The 23,451-nt window shown below is 29.6% G+C and carries 24 protein-coding genes and 1 riboswitch; of the genes, 5 read left to right on the top strand and 19 right to left on the bottom strand.

What is annotated here, in order from left to right:
- Nucleotides 1–45 precede the first annotated feature (45 nt).
- Nucleotides 46–771 carry an SDR family oxidoreductase gene (locus tag JW646_RS12215; RefSeq protein ID WP_228415306.1) on the bottom strand — a complete coding sequence of 242 codons (726 nt, stop codon included), beginning with the start codon at nt 769–771 and terminating at the stop codon, nt 46–48.
- A 230-nt stretch (nt 772–1,001) separates the two neighbouring features.
- A complete protein-coding gene (locus JW646_RS12210; protein WP_148555979.1) occupies nt 1,002–1,898 on the bottom strand; it encodes a LysR family transcriptional regulator in 897 nt (298 codons plus the stop codon).
- Between the two features lie 275 nt (nt 1,899–2,173).
- Nucleotides 2,174–2,270, top strand: a riboswitch (TPP riboswitch).
- 237 nt (nt 2,271–2,507) lie between these two features.
- On the opposite strand from JW646_RS12210, the gene JW646_RS12205 reads away from it, so the two are divergent.
- From JW646_RS12205 to JW646_RS12185, 5 genes are read left to right on the top strand one after another with little or no spacing between them, the layout of a single operon-like run.
- Nucleotides 2,508–2,798: an MTH1187 family thiamine-binding protein gene (locus tag JW646_RS12205; protein ID WP_148555978.1), complete on the top strand. Its 291-nt coding sequence runs from the start codon at nt 2,508–2,510 to the stop codon at nt 2,796–2,798.
- A complete protein-coding gene (locus tag JW646_RS12200; protein WP_148555977.1) occupies nt 2,770–3,546 on the top strand; it encodes an ABC transporter permease in 777 nt (258 codons plus the stop codon). The genes JW646_RS12205 and JW646_RS12200 overlap by 29 nt, the downstream gene beginning before the upstream one ends.
- Nucleotide 3,547: 1 nt before the next feature.
- On the top strand, nt 3,548–4,558 hold the full coding sequence (locus JW646_RS12195) for an ABC transporter substrate-binding protein (protein ID WP_148555976.1): 1,011 nt from the start codon (nt 3,548–3,550) through the stop codon (nt 4,556–4,558).
- Nucleotides 4,539–5,258, top strand: a complete 720-nt coding sequence (locus JW646_RS12190; protein ID WP_228415305.1) for an ABC transporter ATP-binding protein — start codon at nt 4,539–4,541, stop codon at nt 5,256–5,258. Before JW646_RS12195 ends, JW646_RS12190 begins: the two co-directional genes overlap by 20 nt.
- Nucleotides 5,259–6,002 (top strand): TatD family hydrolase, encoded by a 744-nt coding sequence (locus JW646_RS12185; protein WP_228415304.1) that lies wholly within the window; start codon nt 5,259–5,261, stop codon nt 6,000–6,002.
- 42 nt (nt 6,003–6,044) lie between these two features.
- On the opposite strand, the gene JW646_RS12180 is transcribed toward JW646_RS12185, so the two are convergent.
- The 17 genes from JW646_RS12180 to JW646_RS12100 all read right to left on the bottom strand — a co-directional run bounded on the left by JW646_RS12180 (nt 6,045) and on the right by JW646_RS12100 (nt 23,355).
- Nucleotides 6,045–6,998 (bottom strand): ABC transporter ATP-binding protein, encoded by a 954-nt coding sequence (locus JW646_RS12180; RefSeq protein WP_228415303.1) that lies wholly within the window; start codon nt 6,996–6,998, stop codon nt 6,045–6,047.
- 1 nt (nt 6,999) lies between these two features.
- The gene (locus JW646_RS12175) at nt 7,000–7,971 is read right to left on the bottom strand and encodes an ABC transporter ATP-binding protein (protein ID WP_148555974.1); all 972 of its coding nucleotides are present in this window, start codon (nt 7,969–7,971) and stop codon (nt 7,000–7,002) included.
- A gap of 9 nt (nt 7,972–7,980) precedes the next feature.
- Nucleotides 7,981–8,814 (bottom strand): ABC transporter permease, encoded by an 834-nt coding sequence (locus tag JW646_RS12170; RefSeq protein ID WP_228415302.1) that lies wholly within the window; start codon nt 8,812–8,814, stop codon nt 7,981–7,983.
- Between the two features lie 15 nt (nt 8,815–8,829).
- Complete coding sequence (locus JW646_RS12165; RefSeq protein WP_228415301.1) at nt 8,830–9,774, bottom strand: ABC transporter permease; 945 nt, start codon at nt 9,772–9,774, stop codon at nt 8,830–8,832.
- A 62-nt stretch (nt 9,775–9,836) separates the two neighbouring features.
- Entirely contained in the window at nt 9,837–11,402 is a 1,566-nt protein-coding gene (locus JW646_RS12160; RefSeq protein WP_148555971.1) for an ABC transporter substrate-binding protein, read from the bottom strand.
- Nucleotides 11,403–11,612: 210 nt separating this feature from the next.
- On the bottom strand, nt 11,613–13,697 hold the full coding sequence (locus JW646_RS12155) for an FtsX-like permease family protein (protein ID WP_228415300.1): 2,085 nt from the start codon (nt 13,695–13,697) through the stop codon (nt 11,613–11,615).
- Nucleotides 13,687–14,454: an ABC transporter ATP-binding protein gene (locus JW646_RS12150; protein ID WP_187359162.1), complete on the bottom strand. Its 768-nt coding sequence runs from the start codon at nt 14,452–14,454 to the stop codon at nt 13,687–13,689. The genes JW646_RS12155 and JW646_RS12150 overlap by 11 nt, the downstream gene beginning before the upstream one ends.
- A gap of 112 nt (nt 14,455–14,566) precedes the next feature.
- Entirely contained in the window at nt 14,567–15,595 is a 1,029-nt protein-coding gene (locus JW646_RS12145) for a sensor histidine kinase (RefSeq protein WP_148555968.1), read from the bottom strand.
- Nucleotides 15,592–16,260 carry a response regulator transcription factor gene (locus tag JW646_RS12140; RefSeq protein WP_148555967.1) on the bottom strand — a complete coding sequence of 223 codons (669 nt, stop codon included), beginning with the start codon at nt 16,258–16,260 and terminating at the stop codon, nt 15,592–15,594. Before JW646_RS12140 ends, JW646_RS12145 begins: the two co-directional genes overlap by 4 nt.
- A 136-nt stretch (nt 16,261–16,396) precedes the next feature.
- Nucleotides 16,397–17,161 carry an SH3 domain-containing protein gene (locus tag JW646_RS12135; RefSeq protein WP_074914392.1) on the bottom strand — a complete coding sequence of 255 codons (765 nt, stop codon included), beginning with the start codon at nt 17,159–17,161 and terminating at the stop codon, nt 16,397–16,399.
- Nucleotides 17,162–17,520: 359 nt separating this feature from the next.
- The gene (locus JW646_RS12130) at nt 17,521–18,765 is read right to left on the bottom strand and encodes an NAD(P)-dependent oxidoreductase (protein WP_148555966.1); all 1,245 of its coding nucleotides are present in this window, start codon (nt 18,763–18,765) and stop codon (nt 17,521–17,523) included.
- A gap of 99 nt (nt 18,766–18,864) precedes the next feature.
- Nucleotides 18,865–20,214: an ABC transporter permease gene (locus tag JW646_RS12125; protein ID WP_228415299.1), complete on the bottom strand. Its 1,350-nt coding sequence runs from the start codon at nt 20,212–20,214 to the stop codon at nt 18,865–18,867.
- A complete protein-coding gene (locus tag JW646_RS12120; protein WP_074914384.1) occupies nt 20,204–20,884 on the bottom strand; it encodes an ABC transporter ATP-binding protein in 681 nt (226 codons plus the stop codon). Before JW646_RS12120 ends, JW646_RS12125 begins: the two co-directional genes overlap by 11 nt.
- 183 nt (nt 20,885–21,067) lie before the next feature.
- The gene (gene megL / locus JW646_RS12115) at nt 21,068–22,267 is read right to left on the bottom strand and encodes a methionine gamma-lyase (protein ID WP_228415298.1); all 1,200 of its coding nucleotides are present in this window, start codon (nt 22,265–22,267) and stop codon (nt 21,068–21,070) included.
- Between the two features lie 218 nt (nt 22,268–22,485).
- Nucleotides 22,486–22,680 (bottom strand): hypothetical protein, encoded by a 195-nt coding sequence (locus tag JW646_RS12110; RefSeq protein ID WP_148555962.1) that lies wholly within the window; start codon nt 22,678–22,680, stop codon nt 22,486–22,488.
- Nucleotides 22,681–22,722: 42 nt separating this feature from the next.
- Nucleotides 22,723–22,899 carry a hypothetical protein gene (locus JW646_RS12105; protein ID WP_139216720.1) on the bottom strand — a complete coding sequence of 59 codons (177 nt, stop codon included), beginning with the start codon at nt 22,897–22,899 and terminating at the stop codon, nt 22,723–22,725.
- Nucleotides 22,900–23,124: 225 nt separating this feature from the next.
- Nucleotides 23,125–23,355, bottom strand: coding sequence for a hypothetical protein (locus JW646_RS12100; RefSeq protein ID WP_228415297.1), 231 nt, complete (start codon nt 23,353–23,355; stop codon nt 23,125–23,127).
- Between the last annotated feature and the right edge of the window lie 96 nt (nt 23,356–23,451).

Raw genomic sequence — 23,451 nt, 5'->3', positions numbered from 1 at the left:
TAATTTATCTCCGTCTTAATTTTTGATTTATTACATAAATTGAAATTATAATCTTAATCCGCCAGTTACTTCTAATACGTGTCCATTTACAAAACTAGATTCATCACTTGCTAAAAATAATACTGCATTAGCTATTTCTTGTGGTTCTGCCAATCTCTTTAATGCTGTTTTTTCACGAATAGGTGCTAAAACCTTTTCTGGAACTGTACTCATCATATCTGTGTTAACATATCCTGGAGCTATTACATTAGTTCTAACTGCTGCTCCTTTACGAGTAAATTCTTTCGCCCATGTATAACTCATTCCTATAACTCCTGCTTTAGTTGCAGCATAGTTAGTTTGACCAATGTTTCCATATATTCCAACTACTGATGATATGTTTATTATTGAACCTTTTCCTACTTCCATCATTATTGGTGCTATACCTTGAGTTAAGTTAAACACTCCTTTTAGGTTTACATTTATAACTGCATCCCAAGCACTTTCTTCCATTTTTTGAACTAATGCATCTCTTGTTATACCTGCATTATTTACTAATACATCTACTTGACCAAATTCTACTTTTACTTCTTCCACAAATTTATTTATCGCTTCACGATCAGTAACGTTTAGTATTACATTTTTTATATTTGGAGAACTATCTGCTCCCATAACCATATCAACAGATATTACTGCTTTTGCACCTTCTCTTACAAAAGTATCTACTATTTGACGTCCTATACCGTTTGCTCCTCCTGTTACTATAGCTACTTTGCCTTCCATTCTTTTCATATTTATACCTCCCCATATTTTATGTAATTATATTTTTAAGTTTTATATGCAATCTTTATCTGATTACATTTTCAGTATAAAACCTTGTATAAAATAAATGAAATACATTTAATTTATGCAGGTTATGAATTTTTGTTATGCTTGATAGCTATTTTTGTTATTTTTTTAACATTGTTAAATAAAAAAAACTCTAAAATATAGAAAATAGTTTCTATTTTTAGAGTTGTGATTTATTTTTTATTCAATTCTTTACTTTCTTCTTCACATATTTTTACAAATTCTTTCATAGCGTAAGATATATATCTATCTTTTTTCAATATAATAGCTATTTCCCATGGTATTTTCACGTCTTCTAATACTACTCTCCTAATATTATCATCTTTAAATCTATGTACTATAGGTTCTGGTAATATAGCTATGCCTTGATTTAATGATACCATCTCTGCTACAAAGTCCCATTGAGAGCTTTCAAATGCTATCTTTGTCTCAAATCCGTTTTCACGACATAATCTTTTTAATGTATCATAAAGCATATATCTTTTATTTAATGTTATAAAATTTTCTTCTTTCAAGTCTTTTACTGTAACCTTATTTAAGTTAACTAATTTATTATCTTTATGAGCAATTAAAACATTCTCAGATTCTATCATTTTTATAACATTTAATCCTTCTGATTTAGTTGGCAATATAACTATTCCTATATCTAACTCCGAAGTTTTAACCTTATCTCTAATTGAGTTTGCTCCTTCTTCTATGACTATAAAATCTATGTTTGGATATTTCTTTTTGAACTTAGCAATTATTGAGGTAAAATATACAGTCCCTATAACTGGGGGTATTCCAACAACTAATCTACCTTTTGTACAATTTATGCTACAGTTTAGCTGATCTAATTCTTCATTTATATTGTTTAATGCGTTCTTACTATTTTCAAAGAATATTTCACCTTGATCTGTAAGTTTAAATTGTTTAGCTGCTCTATCAATAAGAGAAACACCCAAATCTAATTCTAAATTTTTTATAACTTTACTAAGAGCTGGTTGTGATAAATGCAAATTATTTGCTGCTTTTGTAAAATTTCTTTCTTTTGCAACTTCAACAAAATATGCTATATGCCTGATATTCATTTTTAACCCCTTTTTATTATAAATATATTTATTACTATAATTTTGAAATTGTTTTCCTAGTTTATTTTATTATAAATGATATGTACACCTATATAAAATATCTTTTTTTTATTACCTTTATAACTTTTTTTCATACTAAAAATAGATTACTCATATTACCTTAACTTTTTCTTTATTACCATCAGATTATTGGCACTAAATGCCTTATTTCTAAGTGATACTTTTTTCTAAGTAGTTGACAAAATTTTTAAATCATTTACAATTAACTTAAAAGTTAAAAATGCTAGGGGTGCCTTTATTGGCTGAGAGGTTTTGCCGACCCTTGTACCTGATCTGGATAATACCAGCGGAGGAAAGCTATATACACTTTATCTCTCATAAAGAGTATGGAGATTAAATTTGATTATATATGCTATGCCTACGGGTATAGCATTTTTTTACTTACAAATATATTTTGAGCAACAGATAAATACATTTTGAGCAAGGTCGTTTCCTGAAGCGGTAGCGAAGGTAACTCGTTGGCGACATGAAGTATAGCGCCCACACAGTGGCTTAAGCGAAGCGAATTTTATGTATTTATATATGTAATTATAAAAAGGAGGAATAATAATGGTTATAGCAGACGTGGCAGTAATGCCTCTTAGACCTTATACAGGTGAGGATGAAATGTACAAAGTAGTAGATGCTTGCATCGAAAAAGTAAAGGAAAGTGGTCTTAAGTATGAAATCGGTGCCATGAGTACAACATTTGAAGGGGAATTTGATGAAGTTTTTGACTTAATAAAAGTAATGCACAAAATACCCTTTCAACTAGGATGCGAAAGAGTCATCACAGTTGCTAGGGTTGACGAAAAAGCTGGAGGCCTAACAATTGAGAACAAACTTAGAAATCACAGATAAAATCAAAAATTATATTTATCCACTTATAACGTTTATAAGTATTTTATTATTATGGCAGTTTATTGTGGTAAGTAATGATATACCTCAATATATTATGCCTGCACCAAGCAAAATAATAAAAGTTTTTAGCACAGATTTTGCAAACTTGCAAATGCATGCTTTAGTTACTTTAAATGAATCTGTTTTAGGATTTATTTATTCCATATTATTGGCAATAACAATAGGTACTCTTATGGACTTTGTTCCATTTATAAAAAAGTGTTTCTATCCTATAATGCTAGTATCTCAAATGATACCAACAATTACTATAGCTCCACTACTTATAATATGGTTTGGATTTGATTCATTACCAAAAATAATCATGGTTATGATTACTTGTTTCTTCCCCATATTAGTAAATTTTGTGGATGGTATGGAAAATATAGATAAAGACTATATAAATTTATTCAAAACTATGGATGCCAGCAAACTAAATACATTTATTCATTTAAAACTTCCCATGTCTTTGGAAAGCTTATTTACAGGCTTAAAAATTTCAGCTACTTATGCCTTTGTTGCTGCAACAGTTGCAGAGTGGCTTGGTGGAAGTGTAGGACTTGGTGTTTATATGGTAAGAGCAAAGAGTGCATATGCTTTGGACAAAGTATTTGCATCTACAATTTTAGTAATAATCTTTAGTTTAATATTTGTAATGGGTATAAATATTTTGAAGAAAATAATATTAAAACATAAGTACAAAGGAGAGTAAGATGAAGTTTAAAAAAAGCATATCATTAATGACGGCTGCACTACTTACTATAGGTTTAGTGACAGGTTGCTCAAAGAAAAGTACTGAAAAAAAAGAAGGAAACTCAGATTTACAAAAGGTTACTGTAGTTCTTGACTGGACTCCAAACACTAACCATACAGGATTATACGTTGCTTTAGATAAAGGATATTACAAAGAACAAGGTTTAGATGTGGAAATAATTCAACCATCTGATGGTACTGCTACTACTATAGTTGCCACAGGAAAAGCTGATTTTGGTGTAAGTTATCAAGAAGATGTTACTTATGCAAAAACTAGTGAAGATCCACTTCCAATAAAATCTATAGCTACAATTATTCAACACAATACTTCTGGGTTTGCATCTCCAGCAAACAAAAAAATTAAAACTGTAAAAGATTTTGAAAATAAAACTTACGGTGGATGGGGATCAGAATCAGAAAAAGCTACTTTAAATGCTATTATGACTAACAACGGTGCTGATTTTAGCAAAATCAAAATAGTAGATATAGGAAAAGATGATTTCTTCACAGCTACTAAAGGTGACATAGATATAGCAAATATTTTTGAAGGTTGGACAGGTGTGGAGGCAAAACTTCGTGGTGAAGATATAAACTTTGTAGCTACTAAGGATTTAGACAAAAGATTAGACTACTACACTCCTCTTTTAATAACTAGTGACAAAATAATAAATGAAAATCCAGACCTTGCTAAGAAGTTTTTAGCTGCAACAAGCAAAGGATACGAGGATTGTGTAAAAACACCTGAAGAAAGTGCAAAAATATTATTAAAACATGCTCCTGAAATAAACGAAGACTTAGCTATTGAAAGTCAAAAGTATTTAGCTGATAAATATATAGATGACGCTTCTAAATGGGGCGAAATGAAAGATAGTGTTTGGAATAATTACACTGACTTCATGAAAGAATATAAATTAATAAACAAGGATATGAAAGCAAGTGATGCATATACAAATGAATTCTTACCAAACTAATAAAAAGATTGTTATTAGTAATTTATCAAAAAAATACAAAGATAAGCTTATTTTAAAAGATATTGATTTACACGTTTATGACGAAGAGATTGTATCCATCATAGGTCCTAGTGGTTGTGGTAAAAGTACCATATTCAACATTCTTTCCAACTTAACCACTAGTGATTCTGGTGAAGTAGATATTAATGGTCGTTTCAGCTATATGTACCAAAAAGACCTTCTACTTCCTTACAAAAACATAATGGACAATGTTTCTCTTCCCTTAATCTTAAAAGGTGAAAAAAAGAAAAAAAGTTATGAAACAGTTAAACCTTACTTCTCCACTTTTGGTTTGGAAGGTTACGAAAACAAATTTCCTCATGAACTTTCTGGTGGAATGAGACAAAGGGTCAACTTTATGAGAACCTTCGTTAACTCCAGCGATATTATGCTTTTAGATGAGCCTTTTGGAGCATTAGACTCCATTACAAGAGCTTCCATGCAAAATTGGCTACTGGACATAAAGAAGGAAATTAAGTCTACCATATTGCTTATTACCCACGATATTGACGAGGCAATAATTTTATCAGACAGAATTTATATTTTATCAAATAAACCTGCTGTAATTAATAAAGAAGTTATTGTAGACAAACGCATATACAATAAAGATAACTTGGAAAACATAGCTAAACTGAAGAAAGAAATCTTAGGTTATTTATAAATGTATGTAGATTTTCACAGTCATATAGATTTCTACAAAGATGATGAGTTACAAAAGGTTTATAATGATATAAATAAAAACAATATAAAAGTAATCTCCTGTGCTATGGATGAAGAAAGTTACAAGAAAAATCTTGGTTTTTCTAAAGTACGTTCTAACATTATACCTACTTTTGGTATACACCCTTGGAAAGTTACTAATGTAGTTACCAACCTAGACATCTATGATAACTACATAAAAGATAGCAAAATCATAGGTGAAGTTGGTCTAGATTTTCACTGGGTGGAAGATAAGTCAACTTATAAGCCTCAAGTTGAAGTTTTTAAACATTTTGTAAAAAAAGCTAAAGCTTATGATAAGTTCTTAAACATCCATACTAAAGGTGCAGAGGAGTTAGTTTATAATATTTTACATGAAGAAAATATGTTGGAAAAATCCATAATACACTGGTATAGCGGAGATTTATCTACCTTAAATAAATTTATAGATGCTAAATCTTATTTCACTTTAAGTGTAGATATAAATACCTCACAGAAAACCCAAGATATTGCCAGGCTACTTCCCCTAAATCGTATTTTAGCAGAAACTGATGGACCAACTGCTTTGGAGTGGGTTACTGGAGTTTATGGTATGCCTAGTGAGATTATCCATGTATATGAAGGTATCTGCAATACAAAAGATATTTCTATGGATGAATTAAAACATAATATAAATAAAACTTATAACAGCATATCTAATAAGTAAAGTCATGGGTAGATTTTTATTCTACCCATGCCTTTATAAATTTTAGACCATATGGCAATAGACTATCTGATTTTCTCCAAATACTTTTGCCTTTGGTTCTTCTTTTTCACATATTTCTTTGCAGAATTTGCATCTAGTTCTAAATCTACATCCTGAAGGTGGATTTAATGGATTTGGCATATCACCTTCTAGTATCTCTTCTTCTTTATTGTCATAAATAGAAGGGATACTACTAAGTAATGCTTTTGTATATGGATGTTTAGGATTTTCATAGATATCCTCAGTGTTGCCAATTTCCACAACTTTTCCCGAATACATAACACATACTCTATCTGATATATGTCTAACCATAGATAAGTCATGAGCTATAAATAAATAGGTAACACCAAACTCCTTTTGTAAATCTTCTAGTAAATTTATAACTTGTGCTTGTATAGAAACGTCTAGTGCTGATATTGGTTCATCACAAAAAACAAAATCAGGTTTAACTGATAAAGCCCTTGCTATACCAATTCTTTGCCTTTGTCCTCCACTAAACTCATGAGGATATTTTGTAGCACAATCTCTTGATAATCCTACTTTTTCAAGCATTTCATAAACTACTTCTTCTTTTTCTTTGTTTGATAAATCTGTGTGTATATCAAGTGGTTCTTTAATAATATCTTTTACCATCATATTTGGATTTAGTGAGGCATAGGGATCTTGGAAAATTGTTTGAATCCTTTTTCTAAAAGATTTTAATTCCTTTTCACTTTTACTTCCTATATCTTCTCCATCAAATAAAATTTTTCCCTCTGTCACATTATAAAGTCTTATTAAAGTTCTACCTAAAGTAGATTTTCCACAACCACTTTCTCCAACTAGACCTAAGGTTTCACCCTTTTTTATATAAAAACTCACATCATCTACAGCCTTAACTTCTTTAATATTCTTTTTAATTATTCCATTATTTTGTGTGAAATATTTTTTTAGATTCTTAACTTCAATTAAGTTCATTTTACTTATCCTCACCCACCTTTACACATTTCACCTTATGTGTTTTGCTTAATACCCTTGTGGCTACAGCTTTTTTGCAAGCCTCTTTTTTCTCATCACATCTGTCATAAAAAGGACATCCACTTGGCATATTAAATAAATTAGGTGGCGTACCTTGTATTGGTACCAATCTTTCTTTCTCAGAAGTTTTTCCCTTTGGTATGGACTTTAAAAGGCCTTTTGTATATGGATGTTTTGCATTTTTAAATATTTCATTTACTGTGCCTGTTTCCATGATTTGTCCACCATACATTACAATTACTTTATCACAAGTGTTATAAACTACTCCCAGATCATGAGTTATTAGTATTGTTGAATTTTCATTTTCTTTATTTAAATTTTTAATTAGTCTTAAAATTTGTGCTTGTATAGTAACATCTAAGGCTGTAGTTGGCTCATCTGCAATTAATAATCTTGGTGATGAACTCATTGCCATAGCTATACAAACCCTTTGTCTCATACCTCCACTAAATTCATGTGGATAATTATCAATCCTTACCTCTGGTGATGGTATTCCTACCATTGCAAGTAAGTCTATGGCTTTTTCTCTAGCTTCTTTTTTCCTAAGTTTTTCATGTCTCATCAAAACTTCACTTATTTGTTTTCCTACTTTTATAAGAGGATTCAAAGCTGTCATTGGATCTTGAAAAATCATTGATATTTCATTTCCTCTTATCTTTCTCATTTCCTTTTCATCCACCTTGGCTAAATCTTTTCCATCAAATAATATTTCTCCACCTACTACTTTTCCTGGATGACTTATTAAACCCATTATGGATTTAGAAGTTATACTTTTACCACTTCCACTTTCTCCAACTAACCCAACTATTTCTTTTGTACCTATATTAAAACTAACATCTCTTAAAGCTTCTACTTCTCCTTTTGGAGTAAAGAAGGATGTTTTTAAATTTTTCACTTCCAATATATTATCCACTTCTGTCACCTACCTATCATTTGCTTTAGCTTCAAATGTTGATCTTAGTGTATCTCCAATCAAATTAAAACTTAATACTGTTAATAATATAAACATCCCTGGGAAAATTGCCATATAAGGAGCTTGTCCTAAGTAAGCTTGCGCATCCTTTAACATACTCCCCCAAGATGCATTTGGTTGTTGAACACCAAGACCTAAGAAACTAAGAGATGATTCCATAAGTATGGCACTGGCTATATTAATACTAGATGTAACAATTATAGTAGGCAGTATACTCGGTATTATATGCTTGAAAATTATATTAAAATGACTTTGTCCAACAGACTTAGCATATAATATATACTCTCTCTCTTTTACTGATAAGGTCTCTGCTCTAACTATCCTGGCTATGCTCATCCAGCCTAAAAGTCCAATTACCAAAATTATATTTTGAATTCCCGACCCTAAATATGAATTTATTACTATAATTAAGAAAAATGTTGGTATACACATTAATATATCTATAAATCTAGTTATAAAACTATCTATTTTTCCACCAAAATATCCACTTATAGTTCCTACAATTGTTCCAAAAGCTGTGGAAATTAACATAGATAAAAATCCAACAGTCAATGAAATTCTGCCTCCATATAAAGTTCTTGTAAAATAGTCTCTTCCCATATTGTCTGTTCCAAATAAATTACTATTTCCTGGTGATTTAAGTCCACCTACTGGGTTTATCTTATTTGGATCAAAAGGACTTAAAAAAGCAAAAATGCATGCTACACATAATACACCTATTACAGTAAGTGCAAATAAAGCTAATTTATTATCTTTAAAATTATTTTTTAATCTTTGTACCATTTGCTTCTCCTCCCATTATCCTTTAATTCTTGGATCTATTAATTCGTATAATAGATCTGCCATTAGATTCCCTATTATTAATATAAAAGAGGAGAACATAGTAATCCCCATAACTACAGGATAATCATAACCAAAGATTGAGTTTATGCCCAGCTGCCCCATTCCAGGCCAACCAAAAATTGTCTCTGTTATAAAGGCTCCTGTTACAAGTTGTGGAAGAGACATAGCAAATATTGTTATGACAGGTAATAAGGTGTTTTTTAGTACATGTTTAAATAATATATCTTTAGTAGTTGCACCATAGGCCCTTTGTGTAAGCACATAGTCCTCCCTAAGTTGACTTATAGTACTTGACCTTATATATCTGGTAAACACACATATATTATAATAACTAAGAATAATTACAGGCATTACCATATGTTTTAGTAAGTCCACAGTATTTTCTACTCCTGCTGTTGTCATTCCAATACTAGGAAGTAAACCTAATTTTAAAGATAATGTATATATAAGTATCATTGCAAACCAAAAGCTTGGTATTGATATTCCTATATATGAAACAATGTTTAATAATTTATCTATTGTAGAATCTTTTTTATATCCTGTCACAAGTCCAACAGGTATTGCCACCAATATTGATAATACTAAGGCTGTAACTGTAATTAAAAGTGTATTTGGAAGTCTTTCCATAATCACTTGTATAACTGGTCTATGACTAATTAAGGAATATCCTAAGTTTCCTTGCAATGCATTTATTAGCCACCTAAAATACTGAATAAATATGGGTTTATCTAGCCCCATGCTAACTCTTATTCTTTCTATATCATCTGGGTTCATTTGAGGTGTTATATAGACTTGCAATGGATCCCCTGGAGCCATTTGCATTAACAGAAATGACACCAATGATATAAAGAATAGCATGGGGATTAATCCATATAATCTTTTTATAACTTTAATTTTCATATTGCTCTCCTATTTTTATTGTAAAAAATAGCCCAAAATATAGGGCTATTTTTCATATCATATTAGTTTTTAACTTTTATACCATTTAAATCTCTAAACATAAATACAGGTGCTAAGTTTGCTTTTGTTGTATCATATTTCTTATCCACTGCTATTATTGATTTAGGGTAGCTTATTGGGTAAAGCGCTGCATCTTTCGCTAAAATTTGTTGTATTTCTTTGTATAAAGCATCTCTTTTATCATTATCTGTTTCTTTTAAAGCTTCTTTGAATTTCTTATCTATTTCTTTATTAGCATATCCAGACATATTATCACTTCCATCGCTTATGAATAGTGAAGCATATTCTGCTGGCTCACTTCCCATTACATAACCATTTAAAGCTAAATCAAAACTTGCATTTTTACCATCATGTAATTCACCATAGAAAGCACTTTTCTCCATTGGTTTTAATTCTACTTCCACTCCAACATCTTTCAAGTTACTTTGTATAACTAAAGCTGTTTTCTCTTGTTGAGTTTTATGAGTAGAATAAGCTAATTTTAATTTTAGATTACTTACTCCAGCTTCTTTTAATAACTTTTTAGATTTATCTTTGTCCTGCTCATATTTTTCAACATGGTCAGTGTAAGACATTGCGTTTGATGCAAATAATGAATAAGCTTTATTTGCATATTCTTCTGATTTATATGCTGCTGTAATTATTTCGTCTTTATTTATAGCATAAGATAAAGCCTGTCTTACCTTACTATCTTTTAAAGTGTCATTTACATTTTGCATAAATATAATGTTATCAACCATACCTTCATCAAATTCTATTAATTCAATATTATCTTTTCCTTCAATGTCTGATATTTCATCTGGTTGAACATATTTAGCATTGATTTCTCCATTTTGAAGAGCCATATTAGCAGAGTTTGAATCAGCTATAACTCTATATGTAATAGTTTGTAAATTTCCTTTTTCACCATAATAATCATCAAATCTTTCTAAAGTTATTAATTCTCCAGTTTTGTATTCCTTAAATTTGTATGCACCATTACCTACTGGAGAATTATTCTTATCGCTTTTAGCTAAATCTTTTTCGTCTTCATATATATGCTTTGGTATTATTCTTATATTTCCTAGCATAGTTTCAAATGAAGTAGATACTACGGGTAATTTAAATTCTACTGTAGTGTCATCTATTTTTTTCACTTGTACTGGTGTATCTTCTATAACAAATTTCCCTCTATTTATTGATGCTTGCTTTTTATCTAATATACTTTCCATAGTAAATATTAAATCGTCTGCTGTTAAAGCTTCTTTGTCATGCCATTTCAAACCGGACTTCAATTTAACTGTATATGTTAAAAAATCATCTGATACTTTAACATCCTCTGCTAGATAGAATGTTTTCTCACCCTTCTTATCTACAACATATAATGGATTGTATAAAGCATTCATAACTGTTAGTGAAACTCTATCATTTGCATAAAGTGGATTTAGATTAACTGCGTCTCCACCTGCTGCTATATTCATTGTTGTTATGCTAGAACTACTAGACGATTCCTGTGATGCAGAACATCCAACACCAAAAACCATAGTCCCCACTAGTCCTAGTGCTAATAATTTTCTTTTTAATTTCATCTTCTTCCTCCCACCATTTTTTATTATCATTTTGATAATTGAATTGTAACATTTTATATTTTTAATTTCAATAGTTTTATTATCATTTTGATAATTAAATTGATATAACTTAATTCGAGAACTTATCAACAGCCTAAATAGAACTATATTCTCATAACATGTAAAAAAGCCAGGTAGATTAATTTTATCTACCTGACTTTTTTATATATTTTAATATTCTTTAGATTTTATATTTCTTTTGAATGTGTAATAAGTGCCTGCATAATAGCACACATATATAAATATCATTAAAATCATGGCTATTACAATGTTAATTACAAAGGCTTTATCACCTATATAAGAATTAATTATTTCAGAATTTAAAATATAATAATTAGATATAAATATTACAAAGCCAATTAAAGCTATAAATATGGGAATTACAAAATATATGGATATTTGTTTTAAAATTATTTTATTAATATCATCCTCTTTCACTCCCAACTTTTTAAGTACATTGAACCTACTGCTGTGTTCTATGGAATCAGAAAGTTGCTGAAGGGCAAGAACTGTTAAACTAATCATAAGTAAAACTGTTCCTAAATATATTCCTAAAATCCTCATGGCTAAAGTTGCATTTAATATATTATTAGTTTCAAAAGATTTCACTCTAGTGTCAATTAAATATTCACTTATATCTTTATTTTTATATTTTTTTGTTAAATTCTCATTATTATTTTTAAACCAATCATATATATATTTACCTTTAAATTCTATGATTTTCTCAAAATCTACTTCCTTATTTGTATTAACTAATAAATTAGTACTTGCAAGGGATAGATTTTCACATAGCTTGTCTGGCAATACTATAATATGATCTGATTGAATATTGTAAATTCCCTCTCCAAAGGACTCTGTGTAATAGCCGGTATTACTAATGTTTAATTTTTCCCCATCTACATTTATAACTGAATTTTTCTTTACTGATTTTTTTATATCATCTTCCTTTATGATTTTTTGCCACTGAGTAGTAAATTCATTATCTTTTAGGGAAATCTCCTTATAACCTAACATACTTCTTAGCTTATTGAAATCACTTAGTTTCACTGCAACTATAGGTACATTGTCCACATCTCTTATATAAAAATCATCTTTATCCAAAAAGTATTTTTCTACCTGACAATACTCTTCAACACCATAATTATTATCATTTAAGTATTTTATAACTTCATCATAATTTATTTTAGGTATGTCCTTAATATCCTCTAAACTTGTATTTTCATCAAGTCTATAACTATATTCATTTCTCACATCTATATCAAAAGGTACTCTATAGTCAAGATATCCTATGCTCCATTGACTCATTACAAGAGTTAGCATAAAACTAATAGCTGCACCTAAAAATGTTATACAAATAGTACCCATTAGGATTGGGGCTGTTTTTATTTTTGATACTATACCTCCTATTAAAAAAAGATTTGTATTTTCGTATTTAAAATTAATACATCTCTCTTTTATAAAAATCATTATATATGCTATAGAATAAAAAAGTAGGTATGTAGCTACTATAAAACTTACTAGGGATATTACTTGGAATATCAATCCGTTTTTATAATCCAACGCTGAGTATCCCTTATTGTTAATAAGTTTATAAGTACAGTATCCTCCCACACTATATAAAATCACTGACAATCCAAACACTATTGCATAAAACTTACCACTTCTTTTAAATTGAAACTCTGTTTTCTTCTCCATGTTCATCATATTAATCAGCTTTAATTTTCTCAAAACTCTAATATTGTAAACTCCAATTATACAAAACATGGATATGAAAAATATAAAAGTTATAGCAACAGTATCCATATACAGCCTAAAGTTAAATACTACTTCTTGTTTGGCTGTAACTAAAACTATTGCCGTTACTACTTGCGAAAACAAAGTTCCTATGCATATTCCACATATTATAGCCATTATCCCAACTATTAACGTTTCAATAAAAAACATTAAAGCCACACTTTTTTGTTCACTTCCAAGTAATATATATGTAGCAAATTCTCTTTGTCTTCTTTTCATCATATATTTATTTACATAACCGACTAGAATTATCAAAACTCCTGTTATTACATAAGTTGAATATTTTAATATTGCTTTTAACACCTCAAATTTATAGGATTTTTCTGTTATAAGTTCATAACTTGAACTTGATAAAGACATAAAAGCATAAAATAAACTTACACATAAAGTTATAGTTATAAAATATATTAAGTAGTCTTTAATTGATTTTTTTGCATTTCCCAGTGCTAGTTTAACGTACATCCCTAACGTCACCACCTAACAATGCAACCACATCTAATATTTGATTGAAGAATTGCTTACGAGTATTTTTACCTTTTATTAGTTCAGTAAAAATCTTTCCATCTTTAATAAATAAAATCCTATCACAATAGCTTGCTGTAAATGAATCATGAGTTACCATTAATATTGTAGCTCCTAAGTCTTTATTCATGTTTGAAATCATCTCTATAAGCATTTGTGCTGACCTAGAATCTAGAGCCCCTGTTGGCTCATCAGCTAAAATAATTTTTGGATTTGTTATTAACGCTCTTGCACAAGCAGTTCTTTGTTTTTGCCCACCAGATACTTCGTAAGGATATTTTGAAAGTAAATCTTCAATACCCAACTCTTTTGCCACATTTAAAACTTTTTCATCTATTTCTGTTTTTTTAGTCCTATTAATTGTAAGGGCCAGCGCAATATTTTCATGTATAGTTAAAGTATCTAATAAATTAAAATCTTGAAAAATAAATCCTAAATTTTCTCTTCTAAACTTTGCTATCTTCTTTGGAGTTATTTCTGTTAAATCTTGCTTATCTAAATAAATATGACCAGAACTAACTTCATCTATAGTGGAAATGGTATTTAACAATGTTGTTTTTCCTGATCCTGATGGACCCATAACCCCTATAAATTCTCCCTTTTCCACGTTAAAACTTATATCATCTATTGCCTTAACTATATTTCCTTTGTTACCATAATATTTTTCTATGTTTTCTATTTTTAGTATTTCACTCATCAATATCACCTCCCCTTTATCTTACCTTATTTTCTTATTAGCTGATTCGATGTAATGTTACTTTAAAGTTACGATGTTGTCACCTAGTGGTCTATTACATAAAAAAAGGAACTTAAGTAAGATCCTTTTTTTCAAATTTACAAAAGCTTCCCTTTGGAAAAGTAATAATAACTTTTGTATATTTATTTTCTTTAGAACTTATGCATATTAATAGCCCCAGTTTATCACATAACTTCTTGCACAAATACAGTCCTATTCCTGTTGATTTAGTGTTTGTGCGTCCTTTATTTCCTGTAAATCCTTTTTCAAATACACGATTTATTTCATTTTCTGGTATTCCTATACCATTATCTTCTATAATTAGTTGAGTTCCATTTTTAATATCCTTAGCGTATATTTTTATAGTTGGTGATTCATTTTTTCTGTATTTTGCAGAGTTAACCAAGATTTGATTTATTATAAACTCTAACCACTTGCTATCACAATAAATGCTTTTATTTATATTTTCAGTTTCGATATCTATACTATTTAATATTAATAGTTGCTTGTTTTTTATAATAACCCTATTTACACATTCTTCTAAAGATATTTCTTTAATAAGATAATCTTTTTCCACATCTTCACTTCTTGCATAAAATAAAGCTTGCTCAACATAAGCATCTATATTTTCTAACTGTTGTAGTACTGCTCTAGAAGTAGTTGTTTTATTGTTTTCTTCTATTAATTTAATAGATGATATGGGTGTTTTTACCTCGTGTATCCACTGTTCTATATATTCTTTATAATCTTTACGTTGTTTTTGTATTTTATTAATTTCTTCTCTCATGGACTTGCTAGATTTTTTTAATAAGTAATAATATGGAACTGCCTCCACATAGGGAGGTTCATCTATAATTTCACTAATTAAATATTTCTTATCTAGGTTATCTGTACATTTTGAGATTTCGTTAAAATAATCATTTCTTTTTTTATATTCAAAAGTAAAAAACAATGTAAGTACTATAATCCAAGAAATCACAATAACCTTTACACTTTCAAAAGTATTTCCAATGCTAAACAAGAAAACTACAAGTGTTATTAATGAGATAATATTTATGAATATTACACTAATTTTACTTTTTAAGTATTCTTTTAAACTCATATTATGTATCCCTGGCCTCTTTTAGTTTTTATAAAATCACTTAGGCCAATTTCTTCTATCTTATTTCTTATTCTTGTTATATTAACAGTCAAAGTATTATCATTTACAAATAAAGAACTATCCCATAAATATTCCATAATATCCACTCTAGACACGATCTTTCCTTTGTTATTAAGTAAATAGTGCAAAATCTTCAACTCATTTTTAGTAAGCTCAACAATCTTTCCATCATGCTCTAAAGTACTTGATAATATGTTAAGCTTTAACCCCTTGTATTTTATAATATCCATGGATTTATCATTGGGATAAGCTCTTTTTAGCAAGGAAGATATCCTCGCTAAAAGTATTTGGGTGTTATATGGCTTTGTTATAAAGTCATCTCCACCTAAAGTAATTCCCATAAGTTCGTCCACATTTGTATCTCTACTTGTAATAAATATAATTGGCACCTTTGAAAAACTTCTTATCTCTGTACAAATTTTAAATCCATCTTCATTTGGCAAGTTTATATCTAACAATATTAGATCTGGATTATTATTTTCCACTTGGGAAGATATATTATTAAATTCTTTTATTTTTGTTACTAAATAACCATTATTAAATAACATGTTCCCCAGTTCATTTTGTAGTTGTTCATTGTCGTCTATTATCATTATGTTAAACATATTTAATATCCCCTCTTTAAATTTTTATACTAATATATTACTTCTTCTTTTGTTAAAAATAAAGTCCTACTCTTAAGGTCTATCTTTTTTTCTAACACGTAAAAAAGAGTAAGGCATATGCCTTACTCCTGTGATTTTATTTTAATATTTGTAGTGTTATTGTTTTAACTCCCCAGTTTCTGCAAGCAGACTGCGAATTCATATATATATCTACTTTATTTCCTTTTATTCCACCACCACAATCTTCAGCAGTGAAAACTTTATCTAATTCTTTTATATAAACTTTAGTTCCATAAGGAATTACCTTTGGATCTACAGCTAATGTTCCATATTTTGCTTTTGTTCCTGTTGCTGTGTATCCTCCACCTGTATATGCATAAGCTTTAACAGTAAGTTTTCTTGCAACATTCATTGATGATCCCGAATTTGATGAACTTGATGAACTTGTTTTATTTATATAGTCCTCGTGAGACCATCCAACTTCATTACCATCAAATTGTACTTTGTGCCAATCACCTGAAGAAGATAATACTTTTACCTTTTCTCCCTTACTAAGTTTATCTACAACCTTGTACTTTTTTGATGCTCCACTTCTAACGTTTACAGTAGATTTTACTGAAGCATTTGTAGTAGTTAAGTATTTTTTACTAGACCATCCAGTTTTATTGCTAGATAGTTGTACTTTGTACCATCCACTTTTTGAAGATAATACTTTTACTGCTTTACCTTTTTTAAGTTTATCTATTGATTTATATTTAGTTGATGCTCCACTTCTAACATTTACATTTCCTGTTGCCATTACATAAGTAGTCGCTGCATCAACATTTATAGGCTTAGCTATACCTACCATTATCGCCAATGACGATAAAAGTGCTGTCGCTTTTAAAGTTTTTTTGAACATACGTCTTCCCCCTATATTAATTTTCAGGACTCTATTTTACATAAAAAATTATTTCTGTCTCTGTTTTCATTTAACTTTATATATGTATTATATTACATTTCTGTAACTTTTTAAAGGGGTTAACAGTAAAAAATTTACAAATAAGTAACATAATTGAATAAATGCTCTTATTTCCCAAAGCTACACACCAGTATTTTCAACACATTCACTTGGTAACAGTTTTTTTCAAAAAAATTTCTCTTTTTACCACTTTGTAACCTTTTAATCAGTATATATTTTGCATTTTTTGTATCAAAATTATAAATAGCTAGACCGAAATATTTCACATTTCAATCTAGCTATTTTATCTATATATTTAATTATTTTTGTCTACAATATTCATCAATAGAATCAGCAACTTTTTTACCATGAGCCACAGCTTCTACTACTGTTCTTGCTCCTGTAACCACATCACCAGATGCAAAAACACCTTGTTTTGTTGTGTGTCCAATATCATCTATAATAATTAAACCATGTCTATTTGTTTCTATATTTTCTGTATTTGAAACAATGTTGTTTTTTGGACTTTGACTAACAGCAATTATTACAGAGTCAGCTTCCATTAGCTTTTGTGAATTTTCCACATTGACCATTTTCGTTTTTCCATCTTCTTCAACAAACTTTGTATCAATAAATACAACACCTTCGTCTACTATTTCCACAGGAGACTTAAATAATTCAAATTTAACCCCTTCTTCTTTTGCATCTTCTATTTCTGCATTAGTAGCTGTCATATGTTCAAAATCTTTTCTATAGACAACAGTAACTTCTTTTGCACCGTAGTACTTTGCAGTTCTTGCTGCATCCATTGCCACATTTCCAGCTCCTATAATTATAACTTTGTCACCTAATCTAAATGACTTTGGTGATTTTAGGTAGTTAATAGCATAGTGAACATCACCTAAACTTTCACCTTTTATTCTAAGAGGTTTTGGATTCCATACTCCAGTACCTATAAATATTGCCTTGTATCCATCTTCTAACAATTTATCTATTGTTAAAACTGGTCCAATTAATGCATTATATCTAATTTTCACATTTAAATCTAAAAGTCTTTTTTCTATATTATCTAATACTTCTCTTGATAATCTAAAATCAGGTATTCCATATCTAAGTACTCCACCTATGGCTTCGTTTTTTTCAAATATAGTGATTTTATATCCTCTTTTAGCTAAGTTAAATGCTAAAGTAATTCCTGCAGGTCCTGAACCTACAATTGCTATTCTATCTTCTAGTTTTTTGTGTTGTGTAAATTTTGCATTTTTTAAATATTCACTAGATATATGAGTTTCTAGCTCATGAAACTTCACTGGTTTATCCTTTATTCCTTTAATACAATTTCCTAAACATTGATCTTCATGAGGGCATATAACTCCACACACTGCTGATAAGGGATTATTCTCAAATAAGATTCGTCCAGCTTCCTCTATATTCCCAGCTTTATAAAGGTCTATTATTTCTGGAATCGGCGTTTCCACAGGACAATTTGCCTTACATCTTGGCTTTTTACAACTAAGACATCTATTTGCCTCTTCGATTAATTCATCTATATTTATTTGTTTCATGACTAACCTCCTGATGAGTTTTTAATATATATATCTTTTTATTTATTTTACAACAAAAACTACCTATATACTATACCTAGGTAGTTTTTGTTGTAAATATTATTCGTATTTTAAAGATTGTATTGGATCTAATTTTGCAGCTTTAGAAGATGGATATAATCCTGCTAAAATAGTTATTATAACTGCAGATAAAATAGTTACTAAACTTATTGTAAGTGGAGATATAAATATTGTATCTAACATGGACAAATCTTCAACTCCTTTAGATGACATAAATGCTGATGCAATAAGTTTTATAATTTGTAAATTAATAACTGAGAAAATTGCTCCCATTAATCCACCTATAAATCCTATTACTCCTGACTCTACTAAAAATATATTCTTTATATCTTTCTTTGATGCTCCAACAGCTTTCATAACACCAATTGATCTAGTTCTTTCATGTATAGACATTACCATAGTATTTATAACACCTAGGGATGCAACAAATAATACTATAATTCCACCCATTGCAAGTACAGATTTAATTACTATAAATACTGATTTTACTGATTGTGATATATCTTCCATTGACATAGTCATGTATCCCATTTTTTTGTTAATATATGTATTTACTGTTTTTACATTATCTGCACTATTCACATTTACGCTGACATTAGAAGCTCCTACTTTTTCATATGTATAATTATTATCCCTATAGAAGAAAGTATTTATTTTATTAGCTACAGCTACAGTAGTTTTGGCAGTATCCCCCGAATCTATATCTTTATTTACAACACCAACTATTTTAGCCTTTAGTGTTAACGGTTCTTCTTTCAATGTACTTATTGATCTATCTGATATTATTTCCAAATCTTTTCCTATTATGTCTTTTGCTTTTTTATAGCCAAGTTTTTTCATTAATGATTCTGTTACAACTATTTCATTACTTTTATTATCTTTTGGAAATCTTCCATCTAATAATACTTTTATATCTTTTTTATTCAACTTTGCCTTCGCTGAATCTTCAGTTAACTTGGAATAGAATTTATAATTTGTATCTATTGCACTTATGTCAAACATACTTACTTTTTTATCATTTAGTTTAATTGAAGTTGCATTTGTCTCAAAACTTACAACAATATCTTCTATATCTTTTCTTTTAGTTAACGCCTCTAATGTTGATTTTGTTATTTTCTTAGCATTAGGTTCAACACTTAAATCCTCTTCATCGTTTATTTTAACTTCAGCAGATAAATCTTCATATTTATTTGGTAATAAAGATATTGTATTTATACTATTGAATTCACTAGTTAGATCTATTATTAAATTTTCTACACCCTTTCCTAAACTTACCATAGTTATAATTAGCATTACTCCTATTGCTACTGCAAAGGATGTTAAAAAAGTTCTAAATTTTCTCTTATTTAAATTAGAAAAGCCCATCTTTATGTATTCATTAATCTTCATTTTTTACTATCCCCTCTACCTTCCCGTCTTTTATTTTTATAACAGTTTTTGCAAGTTTTGCTTGTTCATTATTATGAGTTACCATTATTATTGTATAGCCTTTATTATTCAATTCTTGCAAAAGATTCATTATTTGGTTTCCTGATTTAGAATCTAAATTTCCAGTTGGCTCATCTGCAAATATTATTTCTGGATTGTTTACAAGTGCTCTTGCTATTGCAACTCTTTGTCTTTGACCACCAGAAAGTTGAGTTGGTGTATTTAATACTTTATCTTTAAGACCTACCATTTCTAATGATTTCATTGCTTTTTCTTTTCTTTGTTTTTTGGCAACTCCTGAGAATATAAGAGGCATCATTACATTTTCTAAAGCTGTTTGTTTGTTTTCTAAGTTAAAGCTTTGAAATATAAAACCTGTTTTTGAACTTCTATATTTAGACATTTGTTTATCGTTAAACTCACTTATATTTTCATTTTCTACTAAAACTTGTCCTAATGAAGGCTTGTCTATACCCCCTATTATATGCATTAAAGTTGATTTACCTGAACCTGACTGACCTACAATTGCTACAAAATCACCTTTTTCAATATCTAAAGTCACATCATCTAATGCTTTGAATTTTTCATTTCCCATTCTATACGTTTTTGTTATATTTTTTATTTGAATCATGATTTACCTCCATTGATAATCCTTTGTACTTAAAACTATATAATTAATTAAAGTATATATTAATTATTAGGATATTAACTTTAAGTTTTTGTAAGGTTATATACTATAATAAACTAACAAAATCTAAAGGGGTGGTGATATTGTACATACAATATCACCACCCCTTTACTATTTTATAGCAAGTTATATCAATTGATCTAGACCTTGTTTTAAATCACCTATAATGTCTTTTACATCTTCCAAACCAACAGAAATTCTAACTAAACCGTCACTTATTCCTGCTGCTTCTCTTTCTTCCTTAGAATATGGCGAATGTGTCATAGAGGCTGCATGTTCTACTAGAGTTTCTGCATCTCCCAAACTTACTGCCAATATGCAAAGATGAAGACTATTCATTAATTTCTTACCAGCTTCTACTCCACCTTTTACTTCAAATGCCATTATTCCTCCAAACTGACTCATTTGCTTTTTAGCTAATTCATGACCTTCAAAACTTTCAAGTCCTGGGTAGTAAACTTTCTCTACTGCAGGGTGTGATTCTAAGAATTTTGCAACTTCCATAGCATTGGAACAATGTCTATCCATTCTTATTTGAAGTGTTTTCATTCCTCTTATCATTAAAAAGGCATCATTAGGACTTAATACACTTCCTGTCATATCTTTTATACCAAACATTTTCACTTGAGTTATATAGTCTTCACTTCCTACAACTATACCTGCTATAACATCGCCATGTCCATTTATATATTTTGTTGCAGAGTGAACCACTATGTCCGCTCCAAGCTCAAGTGGTCTTTGTAAATAAGGTGAGCAGAAAGTGTTGTCCACCATAACCTGGCATCCCTCTACTTCATGAGCAATCTTACTTACTGCTTGTATATCTGTAATTAACATAGTTGGATTTGCTGGAGTTTCAAGATAAACTACCTTTGTATTTTTCTTCATTGCTTTTCTAATATTTTCCATATCTGCAACATCAACAAAATCAACTTCCACACCATATCTCGTTAATCCATGATTAAGTAGTGCAAAAGTGCATCCATATAAAGTGTTTGATGCTACCACATGATCTCCTGCTTTCAAAAGCGTCCATAAAGCTGAAGATATGGCTCCCATTCCTGAAGACATGGCAGCAGCTGCCTGCCCACCTTCTAGCATAGCTATTTTGTCTTCTAAAACCTTTGTTGTTGGATTTCCAAGTCGTGAATAAATATATCCCCCTTCTTCTCCTGCAAATCTTTTACCACCTTGCTCGGCAGAGTCAAAATAAAATGTTGATGTTTGATAGATTGGAGTTGCTAATGTTCCTGGTGTGTTTTCTGTAGTTCCTGCATGAATTGCCTTAGTTGCAAAGCCCATTTCTTTTAACGAATCATTGTTCATAATGAAGTACCCCCTAATTTTTTCAATAAAAGTTTTATGTTAAAATTAATTATTATGTACTTATCTTAATTATATTTCTTTATACATTTTCATACAACTGAATCTTAACAATTTTGCTATTTTATTCACAAAAAATTAGCGCCAACTTATAAAATATAAGTTAACGCTAATCCTTATTTATCTATTTATTTTTTCTATTAACTGTAAATTTGATTGAATTAGCAATCGTCTTCTAAAAATCCACCACAACTTACTGTTATTAATAATAATATTAAGAATGGTATCCAAGCACAAATATCTATTTCTGCCCAGCAATCTTGGAATGCTAAGAATAAGAAGAATAGCACTATTATCCACCATCCTCCAAATATTCCATCATCACATCCACAGCCACCAAATAGTCTATCTAACATTATTTTATCCCCCTACTTATTATGATTTATTTCTCGATTAGTCTAGAAGCAGTCACCACAGCTACAAAGTATTAATAGTATGATTAAGAATGGTATCCAAGCCATTATGTCTATATCGCACCAGCTTTCACCAAATGCTAAGAATAAGAAAAATAATACTATTATCCACCAAGCTCCTCCGCCAAAACATCCTTCATCTCCGAATAATCTGTCTAACATTGTTGTATACCTCCTGTTGATATATATTTTTATTATATTTCTCGAGCTCTCGCTCTTAACATATAATATGCAAATTTAATTATTTGTGATAATCTTTTTTATCTTTCACTTAATAAATATTTTTATATTTTTATTAACGTTTTTAATTTACGATGAACTACTGCAAAAGATCTTTATATATATGCAGTAGTTCACCTTAAACTAGGTATTACTTTTACTCTTTAGTTAGCAATTGCAATTATAGTCCACATTGTTTTCCATACAGCCACAACCACAATCATTATCACCAACACCACAAGAGCAAACAATTAGTAGTAAAATCAAAAACGGGATCCAGTCTGTTATACAGATCTCAGCCCAGCATTCTTGAAAAGCTAAAAATAAAAAGAATAGGACTATTATCCACCAGCCTGTTCCTCCCAAACCTTCAAACATTCTAGTCAAACTACTATTCATTGTAATTACCTCCCTTTACCATAAAAGAGATTGCCTGGATTATGTAAGCACACTAGATGACAATTGGCAAAACTCTTCTATTATATAATATGTTTA

Source organism: Terrisporobacter hibernicus, from assembly GCF_020809405.1.
In the GTDB taxonomy this organism is placed as follows: Bacteria; Bacillota; Clostridia; order Peptostreptococcales; family Peptostreptococcaceae; genus Terrisporobacter; species Terrisporobacter petrolearius.
This window is presented reverse-complemented; position numbering and strand designations above follow the sequence as displayed.

What these genes read in the sequence shown, in the direction of transcription:
- JW646_RS12105 (WP_139216720.1), bottom strand. Translation starts at nt 22,899, where the DNA reads ATGTTAGACAGATTATTCGGAGATGAAGGATGTTTTGGCGGAGGAGCT.
- JW646_RS12180 (WP_228415303.1), bottom strand. Translation starts at nt 6,998, where the DNA reads ATGAACTTAATTGAAGTTAAGAATCTAAAAAAATATTTCACACAAAAT.
- JW646_RS12165 (WP_228415301.1), bottom strand. Translation starts at nt 9,774, where the DNA reads ATGAAAATTAAAGTTATAAAAAGATTATATGGATTAATCCCCATGCTA.
- JW646_RS12110 (WP_148555962.1), bottom strand. Translation starts at nt 22,680, where the DNA reads ATGTTAGATAGACTATTTGGTGGCTGTGGATGTGATGATGGAATATTT.
- JW646_RS12100 (WP_228415297.1), bottom strand. Translation starts at nt 23,355, where the DNA reads ATGAATAGTAGTTTGACTAGAATGTTTGAAGGTTTGGGAGGAACAGGC.
- megL (WP_228415298.1), bottom strand. Translation starts at nt 22,267, where the DNA reads ATGAACAATGATTCGTTAAAAGAAATGGGCTTTGCAACTAAGGCAATT.
- JW646_RS12125 (WP_228415299.1), bottom strand. Translation starts at nt 20,214, where the DNA reads ATGAAGATTAATGAATACATAAAGATGGGCTTTTCTAATTTAAATAAG.
- JW646_RS12140 (WP_148555967.1), bottom strand. Translation starts at nt 16,260, where the DNA reads ATGTTTAACATAATGATAATAGACGACAATGAACAACTACAAAATGAA.
- JW646_RS12170 (WP_228415302.1), bottom strand. Translation starts at nt 8,814, where the DNA reads ATGGTACAAAGATTAAAAAATAATTTTAAAGATAATAAATTAGCTTTA.
- JW646_RS12210 (WP_148555979.1), bottom strand. Translation starts at nt 1,898, where the DNA reads ATGAATATCAGGCATATAGCATATTTTGTTGAAGTTGCAAAAGAAAGA.
- JW646_RS12130 (WP_148555966.1), bottom strand. Translation starts at nt 18,765, where the DNA reads ATGAAACAAATAAATATAGATGAATTAATCGAAGAGGCAAATAGATGT.
- JW646_RS12205 (WP_148555978.1), top strand. Translation starts at nt 2,508, where the DNA reads ATGGTTATAGCAGACGTGGCAGTAATGCCTCTTAGACCTTATACAGGT.
- JW646_RS12190 (WP_228415305.1), top strand. Translation starts at nt 4,539, where the DNA reads ATGAATTCTTACCAAACTAATAAAAAGATTGTTATTAGTAATTTATCA.
- JW646_RS12185 (WP_228415304.1), top strand. Translation starts at nt 5,259, where the DNA reads ATGTATGTAGATTTTCACAGTCATATAGATTTCTACAAAGATGATGAG.
- JW646_RS12145 (WP_148555968.1), bottom strand. Translation starts at nt 15,595, where the DNA reads ATGAGTTTAAAAGAATACTTAAAAAGTAAAATTAGTGTAATATTCATA.
- JW646_RS12195 (WP_148555976.1), top strand. Translation starts at nt 3,548, where the DNA reads ATGAAGTTTAAAAAAAGCATATCATTAATGACGGCTGCACTACTTACT.
- JW646_RS12215 (WP_228415306.1), bottom strand. Translation starts at nt 771, where the DNA reads ATGAAAAGAATGGAAGGCAAAGTAGCTATAGTAACAGGAGGAGCAAAC.
- JW646_RS12155 (WP_228415300.1), bottom strand. Translation starts at nt 13,697, where the DNA reads ATGTACGTTAAACTAGCACTGGGAAATGCAAAAAAATCAATTAAAGAC.
- JW646_RS12135 (WP_074914392.1), bottom strand. Translation starts at nt 17,161, where the DNA reads ATGTTCAAAAAAACTTTAAAAGCGACAGCACTTTTATCGTCATTGGCG.
- JW646_RS12120 (WP_074914384.1), bottom strand. Translation starts at nt 20,884, where the DNA reads ATGATTCAAATAAAAAATATAACAAAAACGTATAGAATGGGAAATGAA.
- JW646_RS12160 (WP_148555971.1), bottom strand. Translation starts at nt 11,402, where the DNA reads ATGAAATTAAAAAGAAAATTATTAGCACTAGGACTAGTGGGGACTATG.
- JW646_RS12150 (WP_187359162.1), bottom strand. Translation starts at nt 14,454, where the DNA reads ATGAGTGAAATACTAAAAATAGAAAACATAGAAAAATATTATGGTAAC.